Source organism: Poseidonocella pacifica, from assembly GCF_900111875.1.
In the GTDB taxonomy this organism is placed as follows: domain Bacteria; phylum Pseudomonadota; class Alphaproteobacteria; order Rhodobacterales; family Rhodobacteraceae; genus Poseidonocella; species Poseidonocella pacifica.
The window spans coordinates 334,777-361,072 of record NZ_FOJU01000003.1; the positions used below are offsets into that span (position 1 = coordinate 334,777).

Sequence of the window (26,296 nt, forward strand, 5' to 3'; positions counted from 1 at the left end):
TGTCATATCCGCTCGAAACGAGCAGGACATTTGATGACCACGTTGCGCAAGCGGATCTGGGGCTGGTATTTCTTCGACTGGGCGAGCCAACCCTACAACACGCTATTGCTGACCTTTGTCTTCGCCCCTTACATCAAGGATCTCATCGGCGATGGCGCAGAGGCGCAATCGGTCTGGGGGTTCGGTATCGGCCTTGCCGGGCTCGTGATCGCGCTCACCGCACCGATACTTGGCGCGCTCGCTGATGTCTCTGGCCACCGGATGCGCTGGATCAAGGTATTCTCTGTTTTCTACATCATCGGCGCGGGGGGCCTGTGGTGGGCGGCACCTGACAGTTATAACTTGCTGCAAATCATGATCTTTTTCGCGATCGGTCTGATAGGGATGGAGTTCGCGACGATCTTCACGAATTCCATGCTCCCCGACCTTGGCCCGAAAGAGGCCATCGGCCGCATATCGGGAAACGGATGGGCCTTTGGCTATCTCGGCGGGCTTTTCGCGCTGGTTCTGATGCTGTTTTTCTTCGCAGAAAGTGCCGAAACCGGCCGCACACTGATCGGGTTCGATCCTGCCGTGCTTGGCTTTGACACTGCGGCGCGGGAGGGTACGCGAAGCGTGGGGCCCTTCGTCGCGATATGGTTTGCCGTATTCATGATCCCTTTCTTTGCGTTCGTGCGAGACCCCAAACCACCCAAAGCGCCACGGGGCGCCACACTCATCGCCCTGAAGCGCCTGCGGGATACGATCCGCACCATCCCCCGGCAACGCTCCCTCTTCGCCTTTCTCGGCTCCTCCATGCTCTATCGCGACGCTCTGAACGGGATCTATGCGTTCGGCGGCATCTATGCGGCGGGTGTGCTTGACTGGTCGGTGGTGAACGTCGGGATATTCGGTCTGATCGCCATCATTGCCGGGGCGGGTTTCGCCTGGGCGGGCGGTATGCTGGATGCGCGTCTTGGGCCCAAGCCCGTGCTGATCCTTTCGATCACCGCCTTGACGATTGCCACGATCTGTACGGTCTTCATCACGCGGCACAGTGTGCTGGGGATGGCGGTGCCTGCGGGATCGCCGCTCCCCGACTATGCCTTTTACCTGATCGGAGCGGTCGTGGGGGGCGCGGGCGGCGTGCTGCAATCCTCCAGCCGCTCCATGATGGTCTATCAGGCCGATCCAGAGCGCATGACCGAAGCCTTCGGCCTCTATGCGCTCTCTGGCAAGGCCACCAGCTTCATCGCACCGCTCAGCATCGGGGCGCTCACCGCGCTGAGCGGCAGCCAGCAAATCGGTGTTACACCGCTGATCTTGCTTTTCCTGCTGGGTCTCTACCTGCTACGCTGGGTCAAAGCAGAGGGAGACACCCCCGAATGGCAGGCAAATCCATCCTCAGCGCCGCACTGATCGGGCTGTTTCTGACCGCTTGCGGCCAGAGCACTCCCATCACCAGCAGCGCCAACGACGCGGCTCCGGCCGCTGTTCCCGCGCCTCTGGCCAGTGTACCGGCAAAGCGGCTCTTTGGCGCGGAACCCCGCCCGACCGCCCAGACGCCGGCCTCCTACGGCAGCTATGCCAAGGGGTGCCTCGCCGGGGCCGCGCAACTTGCCGAAACAGGCCCGACATGGCAGGCGATGCGCCTGTCGCGCAATCGAAACTGGGGCCATCCCGTGCTGATCGACTATCTGCGCGACCTCAGCGCCAAGGCCGCGCGACAACCGGGTTGGGAAGGGCTGTATATCGGCGATCTGAGTCAGCCCCGCGGCGGGCCGATGTTGACCGGCCATGCCAGTCATCAGATGGGCCTCGACGCCGATATCTGGCTGCTGCCTGCGTCCCGGCTTGATCTCAGTTCGGGCGAACGGGAGGCGCTGTCCTCCCTTTCCCTGCGGCGGTCAAGCGGTGCCTTCGTCAATTCGGAGTGGACCCCGCAACACCACCAGATCCTCAAGGCCGCAGCATCGGACCCACGCGTCGCGCGCATCTTTGTCTTTCCCGGTGCCAAGGTTCAGATGTGCGGTGATGAGACGGGCGACCGTGAATGGCTTCGGAAAATCCGGCCATGGTGGGGGCATCACTATCATTTCCACGTGCGCCTGAACTGTCCGTCGGGATTGGCGGGGTGCGTCAATCAGGACCCGCCGCCCCCGGGTGATGGCTGTGCCGATGCTCAGGCGTGGGTCAACAACATCCTCAACCCGCCGCCGCCTGACCCCAATGCACCGGCCCCCGCGCCCCGCTCGGAACTGACCCTCGCGTCGTTGCCTGCTCAATGCGTCTCCGTATTACAGGCGCCCTAGCGGCGCTTCTTGGTGTCGTCTGGGCTCTGACTGGTGGCGCATCCGAACCGCCAGCCGGGCCCGCGCGCTTCGAGGCAAGTTACACATGGCAGTTCGGCCATGACGAATTTGGCGGACTCTCTGGGATAGAGGTTGATCCGGAGGGTGGAAGCTTCGTCGCGCTCTCTGACCGGGGGAGGATTTTCTCCGGCAGGATCGTGCGCGAAGGGAACCAGATCACGCGGATTTCCGACGTGCAAACCGTGCCGCTGCGCGATGACAAGGGGAATTACCCCCCGCGCTTCTACCCTGACCCCGAAGGGTTCGCACGGCATCCCTCAAACGGGCGGTATTTCGTGTCCTTCGAAGGGTTCACGCGCATTTGGCACTATGACCCGGCGTTCTCCATCGCGCGTTGGGTGAGGGAGATGCCGAACTTTCGTGACTTTGCGCCCAACGGCGGACTGGAGTCGTTGGCCATCGATCAGCGTGGCCGTATTTACGCCATACCCGAAGAGATCCCGGACGGGCAGCCCGGACATCCCGTCTATCGCTTGACGGGGAAAAAGTGGGAAATGCCCTTCCGCCTGCCAGAGCGGGGTGCATTCCTCCCCGTGGAGGCGGATTTCGGCCCCGACGGTTGGCTTTACCTGCTGGAGCGGGAATTCTCCTCACTGCGGTTTCGCTCTCGGGTAAGGCGGTTCCTCATCGACGGGGACCGGATAGTCACCGAAGAGCCAGTTTTTGAAAGCGGCCCTGCGGTTCATGACAATCTCGAAGGGCTCTCGGTCTGGCGCGATGGGCAAGGCCGCATACGCCTGACGATGGTTTCGGACGACAATTTCAAGTTCTTCCAGCGCACCGAGATTGTAGAGTATAGCTTGCCATAAGCCGCGCTCTGCACTAGAGACCGCGCGTTCCGGCCCTAGCGGCCCAAGTCTCCGCGACCTTGTCAAAACGGAAAAACAGTCATGACCCGCAGCATCCTCCCCGGCGTTCTCGCCATGGCGACCATCGTCGTCGCCTCGAATATCCTCGTTCAATTCCTGATCTTTGACGGCCTCCTGACATGGGGCGCCTTCACCTATCCCTTTGCCTTTCTCGTGACCGACCTGATGAACCGCATCTATGGTCCGGGGCCTGCGCGCAAAGTGGTTTTCGCCGGTTTTCTTGTGGGCGTCGTCTGTTCGCTGATCGGCTCTCAGATCATGCTGGAGTACGGCCCCGCCGTTCCACTGCGCATCGCGATCGCCTCTGGCACGGCGTTTCTTGTCGCGCAACTTGTTGATGTCAAAGTATTTGATCGCTTCCGCGGCGGGCAATGGTGGCGCGCGCCTCTGGTTTCTTCGCTGGTGGGCTCTGCGCTGGATACGGCGCTTTTCTTCACGATCGCCTTTGCCGGGTTCCTGACCTTTGGCGCGATGGCCGATGCGCAGGTTTCCTGGGCGCTGGAGTCTGTGCCGTTCCTCATGACGGGGCCGGTTGCGCCGCTTTGGGTCACGCTTGGATTTGCCGATTGGCTTGTCAAACTTGCCGTCGCTTTGATCGCGCTTGTACCTTTTCGCATCATCGTGGGGGCGCTCTTGCCGCGCACCACATGATTTTGTTTTGACATCACGAAAAACTGTGCCACCTTTTTCAAAGGCGAAACATTGAGAAAGGAGGTGATCCAGTGTCGAGAGAAGCATTGGAGAGAGGTGTCGGAACAGTTCGGGAGGTCATCCTCTGAGGCAGCCCTGAGGGGGCTGACCCCCCGGATTGGTGGCTTGCCTAACCGGCCCCACCTCCGCAAATTCTCGGAAGGGCCGTCCATCGCCGGGCGGCCCTTTTTTTATTCGGCGTTTTGGGCTAACCCTCTGAAAAGCGGGTGTGACTTTCGTATGACATACGTATGACTCCGCGGCATACAAAAGGTATGACACGGCCATGAAGATCACCGACGACATTGAGCTTGCCGATTGGGAGTTGACCGAGCAGTTCACCCGCTCCTCCGGGCCCGGCGGGCAGAACGTCAACAAGGTGTCCACCGCCGTTGAACTGCGCTTTGAGGCGGCGCGCTCCCCCAACCTGCCCGGCCCGGTCAAGGCGCGGTTGCGCAGGCTCGCGGGGCGACGCTGGACCAAGGAGGGGGCGCTGATCATTCAGGTGGAGGAAACCCGCAGTCAGGCGCGCAACCGAGAGATCGCCCGCGAACGCCTCGCCGAGTTGATCCGGGCAGCCACCGTCAAACCCAAACGCCGCATCCCGACCAAACCCACGCGCGGATCGAAAGAGCGGCGGCTCAAGGCGAAGAAGGTCCGGGGCGACGTGAAGGCGCTGCGGGGGAAGGTGTAAGATCAGAGAATAGCTTTGAGCCGACTTTGACGGATGCTGCAAAGCGGACGAATGTCCGGTACTTCAAAAAATGTCGCGGAAGACCGATAGATCTGAATAGCATCTTTTTTGCGACACAAGAAGTTGCAGGTTAGTGAAGAAGCTTGAGCGAGGAAACGTATGATTCGATCATTTGGTATTTCAGCAATCCTGATATTGAGCGCCCAAGCGTCGGCGGGTGAGACCTTAACCGGTGGCGAATTCTATGAAGATCGTAGTGGGTATCCTTGCTTTACGACATTACATACGGATGCAGAAAAAAGCGTCACTTTGCAGCTATCTGACTACAAAGACGTCTGGTCCCTCAAATTCATTATCTCCGATCGAGCTTCCGTCTACCGCCGGTTCTTCGACAGCCAGGGCCTGCGTGATGCAGATGCATTCAAGGACGCCTTCGGCGGGGTGCGTATCGGTGAGCGTTCGTTTGATTTCAACGATACGTCGCTCATCGAGGTCCAGCGCCAAGACGTGGACGAAAAAACTGCCGGCATATTCAGCGTTGACGAGCGGCACAATGTGGCGCGCGCCTTGGAAGCGATGGACGATGATGGAATTGAGATACGAGACTTGGTGTCATTGGACGGCAACGTCGAGGCCTTGAGCCAATTCCGCGCCTGCTCTTACGCCGCAATGGGGCTTCAAGAGGGCGAAAGGGTCGAAACGGATTTCCGGGCTGAATACCGTATGATCTTTGAAGGCGCTTTCAAAAGCTGGATAACAAGCATGGCGCGGGCGGAGCATTGTCTTGTGGCGCAGTTTGATGATGACGCGGTGTCAGAGGTGGTCGCCGCAGCAACGGAGGCCTTTTATCCGGGCATTATGAACTTCCGCAAACGCAGTGGATACCAGGAAGACCTTGAGGGAATACTTCCTATGGCAAAACTTTCTGGCATGATTGAGGCTAGGACGGAAGGGTGCCTTATGGTGGGTAGTTTGGCGGACGTTTCGCGGATACCAGTTGACAGAGCGATTGAAGAAGCTGCGACGCTAGATTGACGCCCCCCGCTCCCTCATTTTTCGGCGAATGAACGCAGCCGTTGGAGCTACGACAGCGAAAGCTTATTCTTTCCGCATAGCCCGCCTTTAAACCACCACCTCCAGCCGTTCCTGTTTCCCCACTCCGAACACGCGTTTGTAACGGGCGATTTCGTCTTCCGGGCCCATGGCCTTGTTGGGGTTGTCGGAGAGTTTCACCGTGGGGCTGCCGTCGGCGGAGATGGCTTTGCAGACAAGGCTGAAGGGGGCGAGGCGGTTTTCGGGGGTCAGGCCGCGGAAATCGTTGGTGAGCAGGGTTCCCCAACCAAAGCTGACGCGGGTGCGGTGGGCAAAGCGCGCGTGCAATTCGAGGATCTTGTCGACATCGAGCCCGTCGGAGAAAATGACCAGCTTTTTCCTGGGGTCCTCGCCCCGGTCCTGCCACCAGCGGATCGCGGTTTCGGCCCCGGCGGCGGGATCGCCGCTGTCGATCCTGATCCCGGTCCAACCAGCAAGCCAGTCGGGCGCGCGGGCTAGGAAGCCTTCGGTGCCGTAGGTGTCGGGGAGGATCATGCGCAGGTTGCCCGAATGCTCCTCATGCCAATCGGCGAGCACGTCATAGGGCGCGCGGGCGAGCGCCGCGTCATCCTCGGCGAGCGCGGCATAGACCATGGGCAATTCGTGGGCATTGGTGCCGATCGCCTCCAGATCGCGGTTCTTGGCGATGAGACAATTGGAGGTGCCGACGAATTTGGAGCCGAGCCCTTCGAGCATGGCCTGCACGCACCAATCCTGCCAGAGGAAGGAATGGCGGCGGCGGGTGCCGAAATCGGCAATGGCGAGCCCGTCGACCCCGCGCAGCTTTTCCACCTTGCTCCAGAGTTTGGTCATGGCGCGGGCATAGAGCACCTGAAGCTCGAACCGGCCCATGTCGTGCAGGACGGCGCGGCCGCGCAATTCCATGAGCACCGCGAGGGCCGGGATTTCCCACAGCATCACCTCCGGCCATGAGCCTTCGAAGGTCAGCTCATACTGATCGCCGACGCGTTCGAGGTTGTAGGGCGGCAGCGAGAGATTCTCGAACCAGTGGACGAAGTCCGGGCGGAACATCTGGCGTTTGCCATAGAAGGTGTTGCCGCGCAGCCATGTGCTCTCCCCCCGGCTGAGCGAGAGGGAGCGGATGTGGTCAAGCTGTTCGCGCAGTTCCCCCTCGTCGATGAGCCGGGCAAGCGGCACGTCGCGGGATCGGTTGATGAGGGAGAAGGTCACCCGCGTGTTCGGGTGCTTGCGGAACACCGACTGGCACATCAGCAGCTTGTAGAAATCCGTGTCGATGAGCGAGCGGACGATCGGATCGATCTTCCATTTGTGGTTCCAGACGCGTGTCGCGATGTCCAAATCGGGTCTCCCTCGGCCTACCGGGGCCAAGTGTTACGCGATGCGGGCGTCGGGGGAAAGCGCGCAGGATCAGGCCGCGTCGCGCGGCAGGTCAAGCCGCTTGGCAATGGCCGTGAAGAGCTGGTCCGCCGTCGGGGGGAAGGCCAGCATCCCGGGTTTCGCCCGACCTTCGGGCGCGATGCAGATCGCGGGGACCCGTGTGTAGCACTCGAGAATATCGGCCACGGCTCCGCCGGGGAGGTGTTCGGAATGCAGCAGAAGGTCCGGCACGTCGAGCTCGAGCGCTTCGCGGAGGTCCCGCGCCGATCCCGCCATGCGGATGCGCGCGCCCGTCTTTTCCAGCAGGCGCTCATAGCAGGTGCGGATATGGGGGCGATTCTCGGCCAGAAGCACCGTGCAACCGTCAAGCGCGGGCAGCCCGGCGATCTCTGTTTCCGTGTCCTCCGGATCGGCGCAGGCAAAGCGGAAGCGCGCGGACCAGCCCCCGGTGGAGGGATCATCGCCGGTTTCCAGCGCGCCGCCCATGAGCAGCGCAAGATCGGCGCAGACGTCGAGGCTGAGGGGGATCCGGGTGCCATCGCCTTCGAGGGGGGCTCCGGCCTCTCCCTTGCGGGGGGCGGTTGTCTTGATCTCCAGCGTGACGTCATGGCCTTGGCGGGTTTTCTCGTGCCGCACGCGCAGGACGACCCCGCCACCGGAGGTCACGCGGATGGCGCGGCGCAGCAGGCTTTCGACGATTTCGCCCACGCGGTCGGCGGGCCCTTCGACGCGCAGGCCGGCATCGGCGACGAAATCGAGATCCAGAAAGAGGCCCTTGCGGCGCGCGGTGGGGCGCAGCTTGCGGATCGTTTCCGTCAGGCAGGCATCAAGCCCGAAGGCCGAGCGGTGCTGGACAATCAGGCTGGGATCCTCCCGCGAGAGGGTGATGAGCGCGGCCACGCGCGCACCGAGCGCAGAGGCCTCCGGCGTGCCGGTATCGAGCGCGCAGGCGACTTCGGTTTCGAGGAATTCGAGCAGGACAGCATGCGCCTCGCCGGAATCCACGGCGGCATCGAGCACCTCTTGGAGCACCACCGAATCGCGCCGCTCGACGGAAATATCCCGGTCGATGCAGATGATGAGATCGGTCTGGCCGTTCCGCCCCGGCAGAGGCACGAGCGAGGTTTCGATCCAGAGGGGCGTTCGATCCTTGCTATAGGCGCAAACCTCGGTGCGCAGGGATTGCGCCCACGAGACGGCCTCTTCGATCGCGCGGATGGAGGACTCCGACGTGTCTGCGCCATAGAGCAGTTCCGCGCGTGTCTTGCCGACAGCTTCGGCGCCGCTGTACCCGGTCAGCAGGGAAAACGCACGGTTGACCCATTGCACCCGGCCCGCCGCGTCCGAGATGGTCACCGCATCGCTGGCATGGCGCGCGACGAGCGATAGCTTGACCACCTCGTCCTGTTCGGCGCGCAATTCCTCATAGGCGTTTTCAAGCTCCTGCTTGCTGCGGATCAGATCCTCTCGGGAGAGGACGGATTCCTGCGCGCGGCGCGACACCGCCCGTAGGTGCAGCGCGATGGGCACGCCGATCATCAGCCCGGTGATCGCGACAATCATCAAAAGCGAACGGTCCGCGCCCCGGACGATGTCGATGAGCCAAAGGGAGGTGATCGCGGCCACGAGCGGCACAATGCGCAGCAGCGTGATCCGCGGTACCGTCGACAAAAGCCCCCCCGAATCGAGCGCGACAGCGGTGGAGAAGGCGATGACGAGGAAATAGGCGGCCGGATCAGGCGCGCCGAAAGACCACAAAAGCGCCAAGGCCGCGGCGATGGAGAACCCGTGGACGGCGGCGGCGACCCCTGCCACCTGCCAGCGGCGCGTGGCCTCTCCGTCCATGGGTTCCTGAGCCGTGATCGCCCGCAGGACAAGGGCTTCGACGGCCTCCGCGGCAAAACCGAAAAGCGCCACGGCAAGACCCACGCGGGGCGCGATGGCCGCCATGATGATCCCGCCGCAGGCGATGATGAAGAGCGCACGCATGCGGCGGCCGACCTGACGCTCAGCGGCATAGGTCAGCAAGGCACTCGCGCCGTTCGCCTCGGTGGTGATCGCGTTTTGGCCGGCCATGTCACTCGTCCACTACTTTTCAGAAAGCGACCGTAGCGAACGGCTCGTTAAGATACCGCAAACGGCTCAGAGCAGTGTGACGCCCGCGTCCCGCATGCCCGCCTGTGCCGCGGCCAGCGATCCATCGAGGTCGATGGCGCGGCAAAGCTCCTGCCGGACCTCAACCTCATAGCCCAGCCGCGCCCCATCGACGGCGGAGAAATTCACGCAGAAATCCGTGGCCAGCCCCACGAGCGTCAGCCGCTCTATGCCCCGAGTGCGTAGATAACCGTCGAGCCCGGTTGGCGTCCTGTGGTCGTTTTCGAAAAAGGCGGAATAGCTGTCGACGGCGGGGTTGAACCCTTTGCGCACGATCATCTGGGCCGCATCGGTGCGCAGATCGGGACGGAACGCCGCGCCCCCGGTGCCCTGAACGCAGTGGTCGGGCCACAGAACCTGTGGGCCATAGGGCGCGTCGATCGTGGTGAAGGGGTCGCGCCCCGCGTGGGAGGAGGCAAAGGAGGAATGCCCCGCCGGGTGCCAGTCCTGCGTCAGCACCACGCAGGCGAACTCATCCATCAGCGCGTTGATCCCCGGCACGATGTCGGCCCCTCCCGTGACGGCCAATGCGCCGCCGGGGCAGAAATCGTTCTGGACGTCGATGACGATGAGGGCATGGGTCGCTGGCATCATGGTGGGCTCCTTTTGCCCTAGAGGTGCGGCAATGACGCTCGGCGGTCAAGCGCGGGGATTGCGCGACGCCCTGCCCCGCCCCTATATGCGCGCCATGTATACGGTTGCCGCACTCTATCACTTCGCCCCCGTCGAGGACCCCGCCGCCCTGCGCCCCGGCCTGCTCGCCCGGTGCGAGGAGGCGCAGGTCACGGGCACCTTGTTGCTGGCCCATGAGGGGATCAACGGAACGATTGCCGGACCTGCCGACGGGATCGCGCAGGTACTGGAGCATATCCGCGCCCTGCCCGGATTTTCCGAGATCGAATGGAAGCTCTCCCATGCCGCCGCGCGGCCCTTTCCGCGCCTGAAGGTGCGGCTCAAGAAGGAGATCGTGACCATGGGGCAACCGGGGGTCGATCCCCGCGCCCGGACCGGCCACTATGTCGAGCCCGCAGAGTGGAACGAGTTGATCCGCAGCCCTGATGTGGCGGTGATCGATACGCGCAACGATTACGAGGTCGCCATCGGCACGTTTGACGGCGCGGTGGACCCCGGCACCGAAAGCTTCCGCGATTTTCCCGCATGGTGGGAGGAGAACAAGGCGCGGTTCCACAACAAGCGGATCGCGATGTTTTGCACCGGGGGCATCCGTTGTGAGAAATCGACCAACTACCTGCTGGGACAGGGGGTCGGGGACGTGTTTCACCTCAAGGGCGGTATCCTGAAGTACCTCGAGGACGTCCCCGAGGAAGACAGCACGTGGCAGGGCGAATGTTTCGTCTTTGACGGGCGCGTTTCGGTGGGCCACGGCCTGACCGAGGGGCCGCACGAGCTGTGCCATGCCTGCCGCCGGCCCATTTTGCCCGAAGATCGCGCGCGCCCCGCCTATGAGGAAGGGGTTTCCTGTCATCTGTGCATTGATGAGACCTCGGCGGCGGACAAGGCGCGGTTCCGGGAGCGCCAGAAACAGATCGCGCTGGCGCGCGCCCGTGGGGACCGGCACCTGACCGGGCGGGATTGACCGCAACGGGGGACTTTCGGCGCAGGGGTTCGGGCGGCATACTGTGCCCGGATCAGGGGGGCCGCGATGCTGTTGTCGATGATGAGCGAATCCGCGCGTGCCGCGCTGTTGCAGCGTAGCGCGCCGATTTCCTTTGGCCCCGGCGAGGCGATCTTTACCGAAGGCTCCCCCGGCGAGACGATGATCTTTGTACAGGACGGCCGGGTCGAGATCAGCCGCATGACCATGGGCGGGCGGCGCTCGGTGCTCAACCACGTCGGACCGGGAGAGGTGCTTGGCGAGGTGGCGCTGCTTGACGGTCAGGGGCGCAGCGCCGACGCCATCGCCCTGTCGGAGGTGACGGGCCGCGTGGTGCACCGCCGCGATGTGCTCGCCTTTGTGGCGGCCGCGCCGGAATCGACGCTCATGCTGATCGCGGAGCTGTGCAGCAAGGTGCGCAATGCCTCTGACATGTTCTCCATCCAGTCAGAAACACATGCGCCCACCCGGCTGGCGCAATGCCTGTTGCGGCTCGGGGAGAAGTGGGGCGTGGCGGGAGAGAACGGCGCCGTGCGCATTCCCGGCAAGTTCAGCCAGAGCGACCTTGGCGCCTTCTCCGGCCTCGCGCGGGAGAACGTCAATCGCCACTTGCGCGGCTGGGCCTCGGACCGGGTCGTCACGCTGGAACCTGACGCGCTGATGCTGCATCGGCCCGACGTTCTGGCACGGCTTGCCGAGGGCACGGACTGAACAACTAGGGGCGGCTATTCCCGTATCGACACGGTGGCCACGGAGCGGCCCACCCCCTTGAGGTCGAAACTCTGTCGCGGCGCATCGGCAAGGCCGGGCTGACCCCGCGCGATGTCGGTGCTGGCCAGAACCTCCCCTGCGCGCGCAACGGAGGACAGCCGCGCGGCCACCGTGACCTCCAGCCCGAAGACGGACACATCGCGGAACAGCCCCCGCGCGGCATCCACGGTGCCGATATAGACATCGCCCCTATGCACCCCGATGCCGACGGGAACCGGATCGGGATCGTGGGTAAAATGCGCCGCGATGGACCGCCCCGCAGCAAGCGCCTTGGCCGCGTGATCGGGGCCGCAATAGCCCGGAGGCCAGACCGCCACGACGCAATCCCCGTAGAAGGCCATGACGAACCCGTCGTTTTCGGTGATGATCTGGGTCGAGCCATCCAGGAAGCGGTTGACCCGGGTCGACACCTCCGAGGGATCGGCCCCTTGGGCGTATTCCGTCGAGTTGCGAATATCCGCGAATAGCAGCGACAATTCCACATTAGCGCCGCCCGGAAACGCCTCAAGAAAAGCATCACAGGAATTGCAGTAGTTCCGGTTTCGCGGGGTCGGACGGCGACCGCGCAGCCGCGTCAGCACACCGCCCGGCCCGGCAAAGGGTGCGCGGCACAGGCGGCAACGCGGGGCCGACGGAAGCCAGCCGAAGAGGCGATGCTGACGTTCAAGTGTCGGGTGGCCGTCGGCGAAGATGGTGCGCCAAAGCTCTTCGTTGCCATCCATGCGGGGGGCCGTCGGGGTTACGGGATCGATCTTGCTCTCCTTCATCGCCAGTATTGGCGTGGCATTTCGGTAAGGCGGAGCGAGTTGCCCGGCGCGGCCATATACTCGGGGGAGTTGCTCACCAGCCCGCCCCAGAGCCAACAGGTGGCGGCGGTGATCCTGCGCGGTGCGCCCGTTCCGCGATAGAGCACGGTAATCTCGTGACCCGGCGCAAAGGGTGGATCTTCGGTGATGACGGGCGCGCCGTGATCATCGGTACGGGGCACGTCCGGCAAGCTGATGACGACGCCGGAGGCCATGATCTCGGGCCCCAGCCAAGCGGGCCGGGAATGCAGGCTCATGATATGGTCCACATCCATGCCATAGCGCGGTGCCTCGAACGGGCCGGTCAGCAGGCGCGCGGTCTGGAGCCGGGTCATATGCGCTTCGTCGTCCGCCCCCCAGAGCAGATAGAGGGGATGATCGGGAAAGCCCTCGCAATGGGCGAAGGGGCGAAAGAGCACCACATGCTCCACCGTGATGGTAACGTCGTCGATCACCGGCAGTACCAGATCACGCGACCACGGAAAGAAATGCGGCGGGGGCTCCTCGGGCGGGGGACGGATCCCCAGATAGATCGCCCCCCTGAACGTGGGATCGCGCGCCGTGACCATGGACGGAACCGCAAAGGCATCCGGGCCGCCATCGTTGCACCAGATGAGCGCGGCATCCGGGTGGCTCCGCCGCACCTCACGCAGCGCCGCGCGCACTTCCGGCGAAACGCCGAGGCGAAAGACAAGCTGGTACTTGTGCGCCTCGTGCCAGAACTGCGTCATGTGGACCGCAAACAGGGTGTCGTCCCCAACAATCACAAAGGCATGCTGGCATTTGTGCAGATCGACTTCGGCAGTCGGGGTTTCGGGGGGGACGTTGAAATGCACCATCAGTCAGCAAGCCCATGGATTGCGAGTATTTCCTTGCGCGCATCCAGCACCGTCGCTCGCAGCACCTCAGCGAGGGTCGGGATGAAATTGCCCTCTGCGGTCTCGCTCAGGAACGGGTTCTCTATGGTTGAAATGAGGAACCGTACGGATGCCCCGGGCGGATTGGCGACACCGGCGCGGGCGGCAAAGGCATCGACAAAGGGCTGACCGTAATCGTCCGGCGAAAAGCTTGATGCGGTGATGATCATCGGCTGGGTCGGAACCTCGCCCCGCTGCTCGGAGGTCTCGATGCTGAGCCGGTGAAAAACCGCGTCGTTGAGCGCGTTCATGAGCGACAGATCGCGGTTGAGCGCCCCCCCGCGCCGCAGGTTGAACGCATAGGCAAAGACCGTGAGATCCGGGCCGATCCCCTGAAACAGGGTCTTGAGAGACGGATCCTTGGCCATCGCCTCCATCAGGGCGGCGTTGGAATAGCCGACGATCCGGTCCGCGACCACGGCGCGCTGGGCCGCGATCTGGGCCGGGGTGCCGCCCTCACGCTCGGCGGGAAGACGTTGGAAGGGGGTGACGGCAAAGAGATCCTCCGGTCCGGCGAGCGTGGACACAGCCGCGGCAAAGCGCTTGGCATTGAACAGACAACGCCCCAGCAGACGGCCATAGCCCGAAACATCCGTCGCGATGGTTCGATGATTGAGCCAGACACCGGCCGCCGCCGCCCCCGGCTTGGACCCTTCGACGCCAAAGACCCCGATGGAGGGGACCCGCCCCCCGTGATAGACCACCGGCGCCATTTCCGCGACGAGCCAGCGCATTTCCGCGTTGCGATAACACAGCCCGCCCGCGGGATAGGGCGCATAGCCCGCCTTGTGGGGATCGAGTGTGATGCTGTCGGTTTGCGGGAGCGCCTCGAACTGGGCGCGGACATGCGGGTTGAGGGTCTCGGCGGGGGCGTGATCGAAACCGAACCGCTCCCCCGGAGGCGGACCGGGAGGCGCGCCGCGGATCAGGGCGGCGAAATACCCGCCCCAGGCCGCATCGGCATGAAGTGCGAAGGTAAGCCCCCGGTCGGCGAATTCGTCGCGCATCGCGGCAATCTGCACGAGCGGATCCACCGCGCTTTCCTGCGTGCTGCCCATCACGGCGACGACGAGCGCAACCGGGCGCGCTTCCGTCAGGCATTGCTCCAGCGTCCGGCGCAGATCGGGCAAGGACATGCGCCCGTCGAGATCGACCGGTATCCGCAGCAAGGCACGCTGGCCCAGCCCGAGCAGTCCCGCAGCCTTGGCCCATGAGTAATGCGCCGTGGCGGGAACGAGGATGACCGGGCTCTTGACGCCGTGCAGCACCTCGGCATGAAATCCCGCAAGCCCCATCGCCCGCAGCGACCACCGGGCGAGCGCCGCATCGACATCCTCGGGCGCAACGCCGGTGTCGATTACCCGGGCGCGCAGGCCCACCGCGTCATCCACGCCAATGTTCAACAAGGTCCATGGATCAAGGTCCAACAGGCGCGCCCATCGCCCGTTCGGCTGACGCAAGGTGACGTGCCGCGCGGGCGCGAGCGAAGGCTCTTCCCGCAGGGCGCGGGCCATGGCGGGCGCGACATATTTCACGTTGCGCGCGGCCCATGCAGCTTCGAGATTGGCCACCGAGCCATCGCAGGTGATATGCCCCCATGGCCGCACATCCGCCTTGAGATCATAGCCCAGCATCGCCGCCATTTCTTCCCCGACCTGAATTTCCAGTTGGGTGGTGACGGGGGAGCCTTCGGCGGCGACGTTGTTCTGGTTGAAGAGCATCGTGGCCAGATACCCGGCCACCGACGGCATGGTGATATCCCAATACATGTGGCTGGTGTTGCGATGGCTCGCCACCGGGATCGACCCGCGCAGCGCGGTTGTCAGCAGGCGCAGGTTCTCTTCCATCGCCGCGCAGGAAATGGCGCGGGCCTCCTCGGTTTCGACATCGTCGGCGGCGGAGTCGGGATCGGTGGGGAAATAGTCGCGTCGCGCGGCCACGTGATCATCAAGCGCGATGCCCAAAAGCCGTTGCATATGGGCGGCGTTTTCGCCGTTGGGCCCGAGAAACCACGCTGATGGTGCGAAGGACGGTGGCTTTGCCCCTTCCCGCAGTGCCTCCCCCGCCCCGGCCTTCATGCCGCGCAGAAGCGCCTCAAAATGCGATCCCATCCCTACCTCCGAGCTCCGTTCTCGACCGGCCCAGTCGGGCCAACCATACCTGCGACCCACCATTTCGCAAAGATAAACGGCCCGCTGTGACGCGCGTCACCGGCCCGCGCCTTCCCCAAGGGCAAGATTGGGCTGTAGCAGCCAGAAGGAACAGAGCGATGCAGACCCGGTCAGATACCACTCCCGCCATCGACGAGCGGCTTCGCATGCTGGGGGCGATCGTCTGGCTTTGCGGACAGTCCCCCATGCACGCGCAGATGCAGATCGACGAGATCTCAGAGCTTTTCCTCGCCCCGCTTGCCGGTGGGCAGCTTCGGATCTGGGGGCGCGCGGCACAGCCCGTCGGGGTGGCGACCTGGGCCTGGCTCTCGGCCGAGGCGGAGGCAGAGTATCTGGAAACCGGCAAGGTTCCCCAAGGCGCATGGTCGTCTGGCGAGCGGTTGTGGTTCGTCGATGTGATCGCCCCCTTCGGGGATGCGCCGGGCATCGCCAGAGACCTGCGCCAGATCATCCCAACCGGTGCCGTGGCCCGCTCCGCCCGGTGGACCGACACCGGCGCGCTGCGCCGCATCGGGCGCTTTACCCGCGGCCCGGCAACGACCCCCGCGGTTCATTGACCGTCTTCAAAGGGCGGTGACGCCCGTCACAGCCAAGCCAACCACCACGGGGCAAACATTCCCTAACGTAATTCTCATTCAGGAGTTTCAGTCATGTCCAGCGTTGTAAAAGCAGTCAAAAGCGTCACGAAAACGGTTTCCCCGGTCAAGTACGGCGGCGGCGGGGCCGATACGCTCAAGGGATACCTTCCGTGGAACAAGCTTGTCGGGAACGGCGGCGATGACAAACTCTATGGCTATGGCGCCAAGAGCGATCTCTACGGCGGCTCGGGCAATGACCGGATGGAAGCCTGGGGCGTCTATAACAAGATGTACGGCGGGTCCGGCAACGACAGCGCCTATGCCCGCGGCGCCACGAACTATGTCTATGGCGAGAGCGGGCACGACACGCTGCGCGGCTATGGCGGGTACAACAAGCTCGACGGCGGCTCCGGCAACGACACACTTTATGGCTACGGGGCCAAGAACGATCTCTATGGCGGCACGGGCCATGACAAGCTCTATGGCTATGGCGCGACCAACACGCTCTATGGCAACAGCGGCGACGACCGGCTCGAAGCTTGGGGCGTGACCTACAACAAGCTTGATGGCGGCTCCGGGCGGGACACGGTCATCGGACGCGGCGCGGTCAACTGGATGTATGGCGGCAGCGACAACGACACGCTCGAAGGCATTGGCGCATGGAACCGCATGGACGGTGGCTCCGGCGACGACAAGATGTACGGCAAGGGTGCCTATAACGAGATGTATGGCGGCACCGGCAACGACACGATCGAAGCGATCGGCGCGGTCAACAACGCCTATGGCGGCGCGGGTGATGACCACATCAAGGGCATCGGCGGGGTCAACCTGCTGCGTGGTGAGGACGGCGACGACCGGATCGAAGGCTATGGCGGGGTCAACACCGCTCATGGGGATGCGGGCGACGATGTGATGATCGGCATCGGCGGCGTCAACACCTTCTGGGGCGGCGAGGGCAATGATACGTTGATGGCGGCGGGCGGCGTCAACGTCATGTTTGGCGGCGGCGGCAATGACACCATGACGGCGGCGGCCGTCTATGTGACCAGCCAGAGCGGCGAGGATGGCGACGACGAGATGATCGCTCTCTCTGCCGGCAATCTGCAATGGGGCGGCGCGGGCAATGACAAGATGCTGGGCGTGGGCGCCGGCAACTCTCAGTGGGGCGGCAGCGGCGATGACCTTCTGATCGCGCAGGGCAGCGCAAACCTTCAGTGGGGCGAGGCCGGTGACGATCTCCTTCTGGCCGTCGGCGGGGCCAACAGCCAATGGGGCGGTGCGGGCCACGATCTGATTGGCGCGGTCGGTGCGGGCAACCTGCAATGGGGCAATGATGGCGACGACACCATGGTGGCCCTCGCCAAGATCAACTTCCAAAGCGGCGGCGATGGCGACGACCGGATGTTCGCGGGCGGACAGGAGAACATACAACTGGCCGGTGCAGGCGACGATGCGCTGGTGGCGGCAAGTGTCGGTACGGGCAACCTGCAACACGCCGGGGCGGGCGACGATGCGGTCTTTGGGATCGGGAACGCCAATCTTCAGATCGGCGGCGCAGGGTCCGACTGGCTGGTCGCCATTGGCAACGGAAACCTGCAGTTTGCCGATCACATCGGCGACGCCATTCCCGAAGGGACCCTTGGCGGTGTGGACATCAAGGGCCTGCTCGAGAAGATCGAGGGCAAGGTTTCCACCTCAGGGACCGGGGACAACCTCATGCTCGGGCTGGGGCAAGCCAACCTGCAGGTGGGCGGCGACGGGCAGGATATCGCCTTTGGCGCAGGCAAGCTCAACGTGCAGAAGCTCGGCGACGGCGGCGATGTCGCCATGGGGTTCGGACGGGGCACCGCGCAGTTTGCCGAAGGCGGCGACGACGCGCTGGCGCTGATGGGTCAGGTCGGCGTGCAGTTTGCCGGGTCCGGTGACGACGTGCTGATCGGTGCGGTAAAGGCCAAATCTGCCGGCATCCAGTATCAGCACGGCGATGAGGGTGACGATCTTTTCATCGGGCGCGGCACGCAGAAAAGCTCCTCCACGCTGGAGAAAATCAAGAAATATGCCGACTATGCCAAGAAAGCCGCCGACAAGCTGGTGGAGATGAGCACATCAAGCGGGGATGATGACGGTGCCAGCGAGGGCAGCGGCCCCTCGACCAGCGAAAAACTCAAGGAGAAAGGCCTCGACTACGCCAAGAAGGCCGCGCTCAAGGCGATCCCCTCCGTGACGGTGCAAAACGGCGGTGAGGGCGACGATACCTTCGTGGCGGATGGTGAGTTGGGCGTGCAGATCGGCGGCAGCGGCGACGACATTTTCCTCGGCAACGGACAGTTCGGCCTTAGCTTTGCTGGTCTGGGGGATGATCTCATGCTCACCGATGGCGCTTCTGTCGCGGTGGCCGATGGCGGTGACGGGGCCGACTGGCTGATCGATATGGGGAGCTTTGCCAGCCTGCTTGTGACATCGCTGGTTCCGACGGAAACCATCGCCTCGATTTCCGACACGATCGACACACTCCTTTCCCCGATCGAGGACATAGCCGATTTCCTCAACGACATTGAAGATGTTCTGGCCCAACTCAATCCTCTTACCCCCATCACCGACGCGGTGGGCGGGCTGGTGGATGACTTCCTGCAGCATTTCGATTTCGACACGGTCCAGTCCATCGGCGGGGCGGGAGACGACATCCTTGCCGCGGGATCCAACGGCGGCGACCTCGTGGGCGGACTGGGCGACGATACATATCTCGTCACTCTCGGACACGCCGGGGATCAGGATATCGACGAGGCCGGGCTGGACGCCGCGCGCGACTGGGCCGATGCCCTCGGGACCGATGTCGATTTCGACGCCGCGACGACGGGCGGAGGCGGCAACGATGTGCTGGAATTGCGCGCCTGGGGCAACCTCTATGAGCTTGGGACGGAGAACCTGAGCTTCACGGCCACCGCTGGCGGGGATCTTCGCATCAACTTCCAATCGGAGGGCGGCTTGTCCTTCGACGGGTCGGGCGAAGTGCGGATCAAGAACATGGCCAACACGGAAACCCGGATAGAGACGCTGCGCCTCGTCAATGCTGATAGCTGGGCGGAATACGATCTTGGCGCGGCATGGGAAGCGGGGGTTTTCGTGGAGGACGGATGGCTTGCGGAGACTGCCGAAGGGGTCGGTGAATTGCTCTCGGGCGAATGGCCCTCTGCGTGGGAGGATGACGGATCGGTTGACCTCGACCCATTCCTTCTGGCCACGGGGACGGGATCAGCGCTTCAGGATGCGTTTGATTTCCGCCTCGATGGATGGACGGATCAAATGCGCAACGCGGGCGAAAACATCCTCGATGCGGGGGCAAAGATAGCGCAAGCTGCGGAGGATGCCGCGGACTTGCCGGATTTCATCGCCCCGGAAATGCCCGATCTGATGGCCTACGTCTGATCCGATCAAATGCGCAGACTGGCGGTGGCCCGATGGGCCGCCGCCTTTGTACGTTCAGCTTTTGGGACGACGCGGCGGCGTGTGACCGCCCGGTTTCGGGCCCGGCTTGCGGGCCCCCTTGCTCGCTGGACGCGCTCCGGGTTTTGCACCCGCACCGCGCGGCGGCTTGAACCGGCGCGAGGTGTCGCTGGCGGCCGAGGTATCGCGATCACGGGCGGGTTTGGCCGGTCCGCGTGGCTTGTCGGTGCCGCTTTTCGCCCTGTCCGGACCACCCTTGGCCTTGAACGGTTTCCCCTTGCCGGGCTTGCCGCCCGGTTTGCCTGTGGGCTTGCCTTTGTTGAAAGGCTTCTCAGACTTATCCACATAGGCAGGTTTCTTTGATTCAGCAGGGCGTTGCGTCTGTTCCTTGAAGTCGGAACGCACTTCCTTGGGCGCAATCCCCTCCGCACTCACAGGCTTTCCCACGGAGTTATCCACAGGCTTGTCCGCTGGCTTGTCGGCTGGCCGAACCGGCGCCGGGGCATCACTCTTGGAATAGCTTGGTTTGGCGGCGCTGCGTTTGGGGCCGTCATGCCTCGGCTTGTCACGCTTGGGCCCATCGGGGCGCGGTGCGCCGCGCGAACCGCCAAACTCCGGCGCGCCGTCGATCTTGCGCGCGGAAACGCCGTCTTCGAGTGTTCCGCCTTCGCCCAGAGCCGCTTCGAAATTCGGAACGCTGGCTTGGGTCAATTCCACGAAGGTTTCTGTTTGCTGCACGCGGATGGCGCCGATGGCTTCCTTGGTCAGGCCGCCTGCGCGACACAGCAGTGGCAGCAACCAACGCGGCTCCGCACGATCATCGCGGCCGACCGACAGGGCAAACCACTGGCTTGGGCCAAAGGGCGCACGCTCCGTCGCCGGTCCGCGGGCATCGGGCGAAGAGAGCTCTTCGGGTGCGGAGTGCTTGGACCGGTAGAGGCGCAAGTAGGCCGCCGCGATGGCTTGCGGCGAATGCAGGTCGAGCAGTTTGGCGGCAAACTCCCCTTCCCCATCGGTGATGTCCTGCGACCACGTCGGATCGTTCAGCAGCCGCTCTTCGTCACGGCGCAGAATTTCCTCCGCCCCCGGCGCGCCGATCCATTCCGCTGTCACACCGGCACTGCGGAGCAGGCGTTCGGCACGTTTGACCATCTTGGGCGGCACGATCAGGGCAGAAATCCCCTTGCGGCCTGCGCGGCCCGTGCGGCCGGACCGGTGCAACAGGCCTTCGACGTTCGAGGGCAATTCGGCATGAACGACCAGTTCGAGATTGGGCAGATCGATCCCGCGCGCCGCTACATCGGTGGCCACGCAGACACGCGCACGCCCATCGCGCATCGCCTGCAGCGCATGGGTGCGCTCCGCTTGGCTGAGTTCTCCCGAAAGGGTCACGACGGCAAATCCGCGGTTGCCAAAACGTGCGGCAAGACGGTTTACCGCAGCGCGCGTGTTGGCGAAAACAATGGCGTTCTGGGCGTCGTGAAACCGCAGCACGTTGATGATGGCGCTCTCGCCATCCTGCGGAGCGACGCGCAGGGCCTGATAGGCGATATCGGCGTGTTGCCCCTTCTCGGACACGGTCGTCACGCGAACTGCGTCACGCTGGTACTGCCGGGCAAGGGTTGCGATCATCGGCGGAACCGTGGCGGAAAAGAGCAGAGTGCGACGATCCTGCGGGGCCTCTCCCAGCATGAATTCCAGATCCTCGCGGAAGCCGAGATCAAGCATCTCATCCGCTTCATCAAGGACAACCGCGCGCAAACCGGTCATGTCGAGGGAACGGCGCTGGATATGGTCGCGCAGACGCCCCGGTGTACCGACGACGATATGCGCGCCGCGCTCCAGCGTCCGGCGCTCATCGCGCATATCCATGCCGCCGACACAGGACGCGACACGCGCGCCCGCCTTGGCATAGAGCCACTCCAGTTCACGCGTCACCTGAAAGGCGAGTTCCCTTGTCGGCGCGACGATCAGCGCGAGCGGCGCCGCCGCGGGGCCAAGCTTGCCGTTCTCACCCAGCAGCGTCGTCCCGATGGCGAGCCCGAATCCGACCGTCTTGCCCGACCCTGTCTGCGCCGAAACCAGCAGGTCCGCGTCCTGCAATTCGGGCTGGGTTACGGCCTCCTGTACGGGGGTCAAAGTCTCGTATCCGCGCTCTGCAAGCGCCTCGGACAGGGTGTGGATCATGTGGAAAGCCGATCTGGTCTAGTGGCGCAATGGGTGCGCACTGTCTTCGTGACAGGGGGAAGAGGGCCACATAGCGTAACAGCGCGGCCCTGTATAGCTTTGTCTTTGGCGAAGCTTAAGACAGGGCCATCCCATCAAGGAATATGTCAATAAGGCGCAGAGTACCATCCTTCCACCCCTCCCCCGGGGGTCGAGCGTTGCAAAGCGCATAGACCGAGCCGAGCAAATCCTCTGCATCGACATCCGGCCGCACGCGTCCTTCGGCCACCGCGCGCGCGATCAGGGCCCCGACTGCTGCGGCGAGCCTTGTCCGCAGCACATCGAACAGAGCCTGCGCCGCGTCGGAGTGGCTGACGGCGAGGGTGCCCAAGAGACCGCGCTTGGTGGAGACCAACCCGACCAGCGCGTGCAGCCATTGCCGAAGCGCGTCGACTGGGTCCTCTGCCGTGCCAAGTTCTTCGGCCAAGGCGATGAGTTGCTCAACCTCGTGTTGATAGACTGCCTCAAAGAGCGCCTCCCGCGTGGGGAAATGCCGATAAAGCGTTCCGATCCCGACCTCTGCCGCTCGGGCCACTGCCTCAAGACTTGCGCCGGGGCCACCGTTGCCGAGGATCACGCGCGCAGCATCGATCAACCGGGCACGGTTTTTCAGGGCATCCGCTCTGGGTTTGCGCTGTTCCCCCATTCGCTCGACATTTTCCTTGCTAAACGGAGGGTGCCTCCGTATAAGTATGATGGAAGGCGATCCGCCATCCCCAAATTTCATTTCCCACTACGTGACCATTCGACCTAGCCTTTTGCAAGCCCATGGAGGTTGCATGCCCTACTCCGTCCGTCTGACCGTCAATGGAATGCCTCATGATCTCGCGCTCGACGATCCGCGCGTCACCCTGCTTGACCTTCTGCGCGAGCGGTTGGCCCTTCCGGGGACGAAAAAGGGGTGCGACCGGGGCCAATGCGGGGCCTGTACCGTGCTGCTGGATGGGCGGCGCACCAACGCGTGCCTCGTGCTGGCGGTGACACTCGATGGCGCGGCGGTCACGACGATCGAAGGGCTGGCGTCCGGCGAGGAGTTGCACCCGATCCAAGCTGCGTTTCTGGAGCACGACGGGCTGCAATGCGGCTATTGCACGCCGGGCCAGATCATGAGTGCGGCGGGCCTTATCTCCGAGGGACACGCGGGCGATGACCTTGACCGTATCCGGGAGGGAATGAGCGGGAACCTGTGCCGCTGCGCCGCGTATCACGGCATTACCCGCGCGGTACAGGATGCCACGCGCCGCATGGCCGGAGGAGACGACGCATGAGAGATTTTGTGTACCTCCAACCCCGCACCTTGGCGGAAGCGATGGATGCATGGCGCCCCGGAGCGGCCTATATGGGCGGTGGCACCAACCTTGTCGACTTGATGAAAACCGGCGCGCTCTCGCCGCATACGGTGATCGACATCACACGCCTGCCGGATCTGGACCGTATCCAACGCCTCCCGGATGGACGCCTGCGGATCGGCGCGCTGGTGCGCAATTCCGATCTGGCCCATGATCCGGAGGTTGCCGACGCGGCACCAATGCTTGTCGAAGCATTGCTTTCTGGGGCATCGGGACAGCTTCGCAACGCCGCGACGGTCGGGGGCAATCTGCTCCAACGAACCCGCTGCCCCTATTTCGCCGATCCCTACTCGGCCTGTAATCAGCGCATGCCCGGGGCCGGGTGTTCCGCAATTGGCGGCGAGACGCACAATCACGCCATCCTCGGCTGGACAGATGAGTGCATCGCCACGAACCCTTCGGATTTTTGCGTGCCGCTCGCCGCGCTGGGTGCTGTGGTGCAAGTGCGCGGGGCCAATGGTCTTCGGGAAATTCCCATCGATGCCGTTCACCAACCACCGGGTCTCGGCCCCGCTGCCGGAGCTGCCCTTGAACCCGGCGATCTGGTTCTCGCGGTCATCCTGCCGACGGGATTTGAGGCAACGCGCGCGCACAGCCGATATCTCAAAGTGCGCGAACGAACCTCCTTTGCCTTTGCCCTGACCTCCGCTGCGGTGGGGCTGGGCATTAAGGACGGGGTGATCACCCTGGCCCGCATCGCGCTCGGCGGCGTCGCGATGAAACCATGGCGGGACGCAGCGGCGGAGGACCTGTTGGTTGGGCGTCCGCCTGAGACCGCCTCCTTTGAACGGGCGGCGGAGGCGGTCATCGCCGGGGCAAGACCCTCGGGGGAGAATGGCTACAAGATCGAACTGGCGCGTCGGACCGTCATTCGCGCCTTGATGTTTGCGGCGGCGGGCACTCCGCTCCGCACCCCGGCCCTTCCTGCCTCTCCTCATGGAGACTTCGCTCATGCCTGAAACACTTCGCTTCGGCTCAAACACCGGTCAGCCCGTAACTCGGCGCGATGGCGTCGCCAAGGTCACCGGTGCTGCGACCTTCGCGGCAGACAACCGTCCAGACGGCCTGCTCTATGCGGTCTATGCCTCCGCCACCATTGCGCGGGGCCGAGTTACCCGAATGGATACCGATGCCGCGTTGGCCCATCCGGGCGTTGTCGACGTCATGACACATGAGAACCGCCCTGCGCTGGCGGGGGACCCCGATACGAAACCTCTACGCTTTGCCTTTCGCATGCCATTGCTCAACGGGGATGAAGTTTTCTACGCCAATCAGGCGATTGCCATCGTTCTTGGTGAGACGCTCGAGGCGGCCACGGAGGGCGCGCGCCTCCTTGCGCCGGAATATGAGTCGCTGCCACCCCGAACGGGCCTCGACGACGATGCCCCGTTCGTATCGGCGGGCGGTGCCTTTGGCCTGCCCGAGGGAAAGGAATATGGCGACGTGGATGCGGGGATTTCCGCAGCAGACACCATGCTCGAAGCCCGGTATGAAACTTCAGCCCAATACCACCATCCGATGGAGCCGCACGCGGTGGTGGCCCGATGGGAAGGCGATCGTCTCATCCTTGACCTGCCCAACCAAGCCATCTCCATGACATGCAAGACGCTCGCCTATTACTTTGGAGTGCCGCCAGAGAATATCGTAATCCGCACCCCCTATCTGGGCGGTGGCTTCGGTTCCAAGGCCCTGCTCAACGCGCCGCAGGTTCTCGCCATGATTGCGGCGCGGAAGGCGGGCCGCCCGGTGAAACTCGTCCTTCGGCGGGAGCAACTCTTTGGTCCCACAGGACATCGCGGGAAGACCCGGCAAACGCTTCGCCTTGGGATCGACGGCGATGCCCGGCTTACGGCGATGGATCACGACACGCTTGCGGCGACGTCTTCCTTCGATGAATTCCTTGAGCCCGCCTCGAATGCCTCACAAGGCCTATACAGCGCGCCTGCCCTGCGTTCCGTTCACCGCGGGGTCCGCAATGACATAGGCACGCCCGGACCGATGCGTGCGCCGGGCGAAGCGTCGGGTTCCGCCGCACTGGAATGCGCCATGGATGAACTGGCCGAAAAGGCAGGCCTCGATCCGCTCGAATTTAGACTTCGGAATTATGCGGAGGTCGAACCCGGCACCGATAAACCCTATTCATCAAAAGCGCTCCGTGAATGCTATATGTGCGGCGCCGAACGGTTCGGGTGGGCGAAGCGACCGCAATCCCCCCGGCAGATGACCAACAGTAATGGCCACCTCGTGGGATGGGGCATGGGCACCGCCCTGTTCCCCGCGCCGATGTTCGAGGCGAATGCGCGGGCAACCATCCGCGCCGATGGCACGGCCCTTGTCGAAACCGGCGCGGTCGACATGGGTCAGGGCGCCTGGACCTCTCTCGCGCAGATCGCCGCCGACAGCCTTGGCCTGCCGCTTGGGCGAGTTGCGTTTCATGCCGGCACGTCAGAGCTCCCCGATGGCGGCGTTGCTGGCGGCTCGGCGCATACGGCCACCGCGGGCAGCGCGTTGCATGCCGCCGGGATAGACGCGATCGCCAAACTCGCGGAGGTTGCCGCCGCCGATCCGGCCTCCCCGCTCTTCGGCACGGGCAATGCTGGCGTAGCCGCGCGCGACGGATGGCTGATCGCGCAAGACGATGAGGCGCGCCGGGAAAGTTTCGCCGATATCCTAGCTCGTGCAGGCCTGGCGAAGATCGAAGGCACGGGGCGCGGCGCACGTTCGTCCGACGCCAGCAAGCGCCACGCCATGTATTCCCACGGTGCCGTATTCGCCGAGGTAACGCTTGATCCATACGTTCTGCAACCGCGCGTCACCCGCCTTGTCGGGGCCTTTGCCGCGGGGCGCATCGTCAATCCCCGCCTTGCGGAGAGCCAGTTGATGGGCGGCATGATATGGGGGATATCCTTTGCGCTGCACGAAGAAGCGCTTTGCGACCACCGCACGGGCCGGATCGTCAACGGGGATCTCGGCGGGTATCATATTCCGGTCAACGCCGATGTCTCCGACCTTGAGGTCATGACCATCCATGAGGACGACCCTTACGTGAACGAAATCGGCGTCAAGGGCGTCGGCGAGTTGGGGATCACCGGCACTGTCGGGGCCATCGGCAACGCGATCTACCACGCTACCGGCCACCGGATTCGCCGGTTCCCAATTCGGATTGAGGATCTACTCGGCGCGAGCGCCGCTTGACCTGCTGACCCGGTT

The 26,296-nt window shown here is 63.9% G+C and carries 21 protein-coding genes; 13 read left to right on the plus strand and 8 right to left on the minus strand.

The features are described 5' to 3' along the window. Nucleotides 1-33: 33 nt before the first annotated feature. The 6 genes from BM234_RS10175 to BM234_RS10200 all read left to right on the plus strand — a co-directional run bounded on the left by BM234_RS10175 (nt 34) and on the right by BM234_RS10200 (nt 5,639). Nucleotides 34-1,398 carry an MFS transporter gene (locus BM234_RS10175; protein WP_092064164.1) on the plus strand — a complete coding sequence of 455 codons (1,365 nt, stop codon included), beginning with the start codon at nt 34-36 and terminating at the stop codon, nt 1,396-1,398. Then, a complete protein-coding gene (mepA, locus tag BM234_RS10180; RefSeq protein WP_092064167.1) occupies nt 1,365-2,291 on the plus strand; it encodes a penicillin-insensitive murein endopeptidase in 927 nt (308 codons plus the stop codon). Before BM234_RS10175 ends, mepA begins: the two co-directional genes overlap by 34 nt. Further along, a complete protein-coding gene (locus BM234_RS10185) occupies nt 2,264-3,160 on the plus strand; it encodes an esterase-like activity of phytase family protein (protein ID WP_092064170.1) in 897 nt (298 codons plus the stop codon). Before mepA ends, BM234_RS10185 begins: the two co-directional genes overlap by 28 nt. Before the next feature lie 81 nt (nt 3,161-3,241). Then, entirely contained in the window at nt 3,242-3,871 is a 630-nt protein-coding gene (locus tag BM234_RS10190) for a queuosine precursor transporter (protein WP_092064173.1), read from the plus strand. A 325-nt stretch (nt 3,872-4,196) separates the two neighbouring features. Beyond that, the gene (gene arfB / locus BM234_RS10195; protein ID WP_092064176.1) at nt 4,197-4,604 is read left to right on the plus strand and encodes an alternative ribosome rescue aminoacyl-tRNA hydrolase ArfB; all 408 of its coding nucleotides are present in this window, start codon (nt 4,197-4,199) and stop codon (nt 4,602-4,604) included. A gap of 159 nt (nt 4,605-4,763) precedes the next feature. Then, entirely contained in the window at nt 4,764-5,639 is an 876-nt protein-coding gene (locus BM234_RS10200; RefSeq protein WP_092064179.1) for a hypothetical protein, read from the plus strand. Between the two features lie 87 nt (nt 5,640-5,726). Here BM234_RS10200 and pncB read toward each other — a convergent pair whose 3' ends face one another. From pncB to pncA, 3 genes are all read right to left on the minus strand, one after another. Next, complete coding sequence (pncB, locus tag BM234_RS10205; RefSeq protein ID WP_092064182.1) at nt 5,727-7,016, minus strand: nicotinate phosphoribosyltransferase; 1,290 nt, start codon at nt 7,014-7,016, stop codon at nt 5,727-5,729. A 69-nt stretch (nt 7,017-7,085) separates the two neighbouring features. Continuing rightward, on the minus strand, nt 7,086-9,131 hold the full coding sequence (locus tag BM234_RS10210) for a PAS domain-containing protein (protein ID WP_092064185.1): 2,046 nt from the start codon (nt 9,129-9,131) through the stop codon (nt 7,086-7,088). Between the two features lie 66 nt (nt 9,132-9,197). After that, nucleotides 9,198-9,803, minus strand: a complete 606-nt coding sequence (gene pncA, locus BM234_RS10215) for a bifunctional nicotinamidase/pyrazinamidase (protein WP_245752574.1) — start codon at nt 9,801-9,803, stop codon at nt 9,198-9,200. 94 nt (nt 9,804-9,897) lie between these two features. Here pncA and trhO point away from each other — a divergent pair, with 94 nt between their 5' ends. Beyond that, nucleotides 9,898-10,806, plus strand: a complete 909-nt coding sequence (gene trhO / locus BM234_RS10220; protein WP_092065182.1) for an oxygen-dependent tRNA uridine(34) hydroxylase TrhO — start codon at nt 9,898-9,900, stop codon at nt 10,804-10,806. Between the two features lie 66 nt (nt 10,807-10,872). After that, nucleotides 10,873-11,535 carry a Crp/Fnr family transcriptional regulator gene (locus BM234_RS10225; protein WP_092064188.1) on the plus strand — a complete coding sequence of 221 codons (663 nt, stop codon included), beginning with the start codon at nt 10,873-10,875 and terminating at the stop codon, nt 11,533-11,535. Nucleotides 11,536-11,549: 14 nt separating this feature from the next. On the opposite strand, the gene BM234_RS10230 is transcribed toward BM234_RS10225, so the two are convergent. Genes BM234_RS10230 through BM234_RS10240 form a run of 3 tightly spaced genes read right to left on the minus strand, consistent with a single transcriptional unit; the run spans nt 11,550 to nt 15,429 of the window. After that, nucleotides 11,550-12,362: an adenylate/guanylate cyclase domain-containing protein gene (locus tag BM234_RS10230; protein ID WP_092064190.1), complete on the minus strand. Its 813-nt coding sequence runs from the start codon at nt 12,360-12,362 to the stop codon at nt 11,550-11,552. Continuing rightward, on the minus strand, nt 12,359-13,240 hold the full coding sequence (locus tag BM234_RS10235; protein WP_092064193.1) for a hypothetical protein: 882 nt from the start codon (nt 13,238-13,240) through the stop codon (nt 12,359-12,361). Before BM234_RS10235 ends, BM234_RS10230 begins: the two co-directional genes overlap by 4 nt. After that, nucleotides 13,240-15,429 carry a pyridoxal phosphate-dependent decarboxylase family protein gene (locus BM234_RS10240; RefSeq protein ID WP_175501248.1) on the minus strand — a complete coding sequence of 730 codons (2,190 nt, stop codon included), beginning with the start codon at nt 15,427-15,429 and terminating at the stop codon, nt 13,240-13,242. Before BM234_RS10240 ends, BM234_RS10235 begins: the two co-directional genes overlap by 1 nt. Nucleotides 15,430-15,587: 158 nt before the next feature. On the opposite strand from BM234_RS10240, the gene BM234_RS17480 reads away from it, so the two are divergent. Together BM234_RS17480 and BM234_RS10250 are read left to right on the plus strand one after the other, a co-directional pair. Further along, on the plus strand, nt 15,588-16,046 hold the full coding sequence (locus tag BM234_RS17480; RefSeq protein ID WP_175501249.1) for a toxin-activating lysine-acyltransferase: 459 nt from the start codon (nt 15,588-15,590) through the stop codon (nt 16,044-16,046). Between the two features lie 93 nt (nt 16,047-16,139). After that, nucleotides 16,140-19,493, plus strand: a complete 3,354-nt coding sequence (locus BM234_RS10250) for a calcium-binding protein (protein ID WP_092064202.1) — start codon at nt 16,140-16,142, stop codon at nt 19,491-19,493. Between the two features lie 54 nt (nt 19,494-19,547). Here BM234_RS10250 and BM234_RS10255 read toward each other — a convergent pair whose 3' ends face one another. Then, nucleotides 19,548-21,698, minus strand: a complete 2,151-nt coding sequence (locus BM234_RS10255; RefSeq protein WP_092064205.1) for a DEAD/DEAH box helicase — start codon at nt 21,696-21,698, stop codon at nt 19,548-19,550. A 115-nt stretch (nt 21,699-21,813) separates the two neighbouring features. After that, nucleotides 21,814-22,383, minus strand: a complete 570-nt coding sequence (locus BM234_RS10260; RefSeq protein WP_092064208.1) for a TetR/AcrR family transcriptional regulator — start codon at nt 22,381-22,383, stop codon at nt 21,814-21,816. Between the two features lie 133 nt (nt 22,384-22,516). Between BM234_RS10260 and BM234_RS10265 the strand changes: the two genes are divergently transcribed. The 3 genes from BM234_RS10265 to BM234_RS10275 are packed head-to-tail and all read left to right on the plus strand — an operon-like array spanning nt 22,517 to nt 26,281. After that, nucleotides 22,517-23,005: a (2Fe-2S)-binding protein gene (locus tag BM234_RS10265; RefSeq protein WP_092064211.1), complete on the plus strand. Its 489-nt coding sequence runs from the start codon at nt 22,517-22,519 to the stop codon at nt 23,003-23,005. Beyond that, nucleotides 23,002-24,045: an FAD binding domain-containing protein gene (locus BM234_RS10270; protein ID WP_092064214.1), complete on the plus strand. Its 1,044-nt coding sequence runs from the start codon at nt 23,002-23,004 to the stop codon at nt 24,043-24,045. Before BM234_RS10265 ends, BM234_RS10270 begins: the two co-directional genes overlap by 4 nt. Continuing rightward, nucleotides 24,038-26,281, plus strand: a complete 2,244-nt coding sequence (locus BM234_RS10275) for a xanthine dehydrogenase family protein molybdopterin-binding subunit (RefSeq protein ID WP_092064217.1) — start codon at nt 24,038-24,040, stop codon at nt 26,279-26,281. The genes BM234_RS10270 and BM234_RS10275 overlap by 8 nt, the downstream gene beginning before the upstream one ends. The last annotated feature ends 15 nt before the right edge of the window (nt 26,282-26,296 follow it).

Bases quoted from the DNA above. Each gene is read 5' to 3' on its own strand.
- BM234_RS10175 (WP_092064164.1), top strand. From the start codon at position 34: ATGACCACGTTGCGCAAGCGGATCTGGGGCTGGTATTTCTTCGACTGG.
- mepA (WP_092064167.1), top strand. From the start codon at position 1,365: ATGGCAGGCAAATCCATCCTCAGCGCCGCACTGATCGGGCTGTTTCTG.
- BM234_RS10185 (WP_092064170.1), top strand. From the start codon at position 2,264: ATGCGTCTCCGTATTACAGGCGCCCTAGCGGCGCTTCTTGGTGTCGTC.
- BM234_RS10190 (WP_092064173.1), top strand. From the start codon at position 3,242: ATGACCCGCAGCATCCTCCCCGGCGTTCTCGCCATGGCGACCATCGTC.
- arfB (WP_092064176.1), top strand. From the start codon at position 4,197: ATGAAGATCACCGACGACATTGAGCTTGCCGATTGGGAGTTGACCGAG.
- BM234_RS10200 (WP_092064179.1), top strand. From the start codon at position 4,764: ATGATTCGATCATTTGGTATTTCAGCAATCCTGATATTGAGCGCCCAA.
- BM234_RS10210 (WP_092064185.1), bottom strand. From the start codon at position 9,131: ATGGCCGGCCAAAACGCGATCACCACCGAGGCGAACGGCGCGAGTGCC.
- pncA (WP_245752574.1), bottom strand. From the start codon at position 9,803: ATGATGCCAGCGACCCATGCCCTCATCGTCATCGACGTCCAGAACGAT.
- trhO (WP_092065182.1), top strand. From the start codon at position 9,898: ATGTATACGGTTGCCGCACTCTATCACTTCGCCCCCGTCGAGGACCCC.
- BM234_RS10225 (WP_092064188.1), top strand. From the start codon at position 10,873: ATGCTGTTGTCGATGATGAGCGAATCCGCGCGTGCCGCGCTGTTGCAG.
- BM234_RS10230 (WP_092064190.1), bottom strand. From the start codon at position 12,362: ATGAAGGAGAGCAAGATCGATCCCGTAACCCCGACGGCCCCCCGCATG.
- BM234_RS10235 (WP_092064193.1), bottom strand. From the start codon at position 13,240: ATGGTGCATTTCAACGTCCCCCCCGAAACCCCGACTGCCGAAGTCGAT.
- BM234_RS10240 (WP_175501248.1), bottom strand. From the start codon at position 15,429: ATGGGATCGCATTTTGAGGCGCTTCTGCGCGGCATGAAGGCCGGGGCG.
- BM234_RS17480 (WP_175501249.1), top strand. From the start codon at position 15,588: ATGCAGACCCGGTCAGATACCACTCCCGCCATCGACGAGCGGCTTCGC.
- BM234_RS10250 (WP_092064202.1), top strand. From the start codon at position 16,140: ATGTCCAGCGTTGTAAAAGCAGTCAAAAGCGTCACGAAAACGGTTTCC.
- BM234_RS10255 (WP_092064205.1), bottom strand. From the start codon at position 21,698: ATGATCCACACCCTGTCCGAGGCGCTTGCAGAGCGCGGATACGAGACT.
- BM234_RS10260 (WP_092064208.1), bottom strand. From the start codon at position 22,383: ATGGGGGAACAGCGCAAACCCAGAGCGGATGCCCTGAAAAACCGTGCC.
- BM234_RS10265 (WP_092064211.1), top strand. From the start codon at position 22,517: ATGCCCTACTCCGTCCGTCTGACCGTCAATGGAATGCCTCATGATCTC.
- BM234_RS10270 (WP_092064214.1), top strand. From the start codon at position 23,002: ATGAGAGATTTTGTGTACCTCCAACCCCGCACCTTGGCGGAAGCGATG.
- BM234_RS10275 (WP_092064217.1), top strand. From the start codon at position 24,038: ATGCCTGAAACACTTCGCTTCGGCTCAAACACCGGTCAGCCCGTAACT.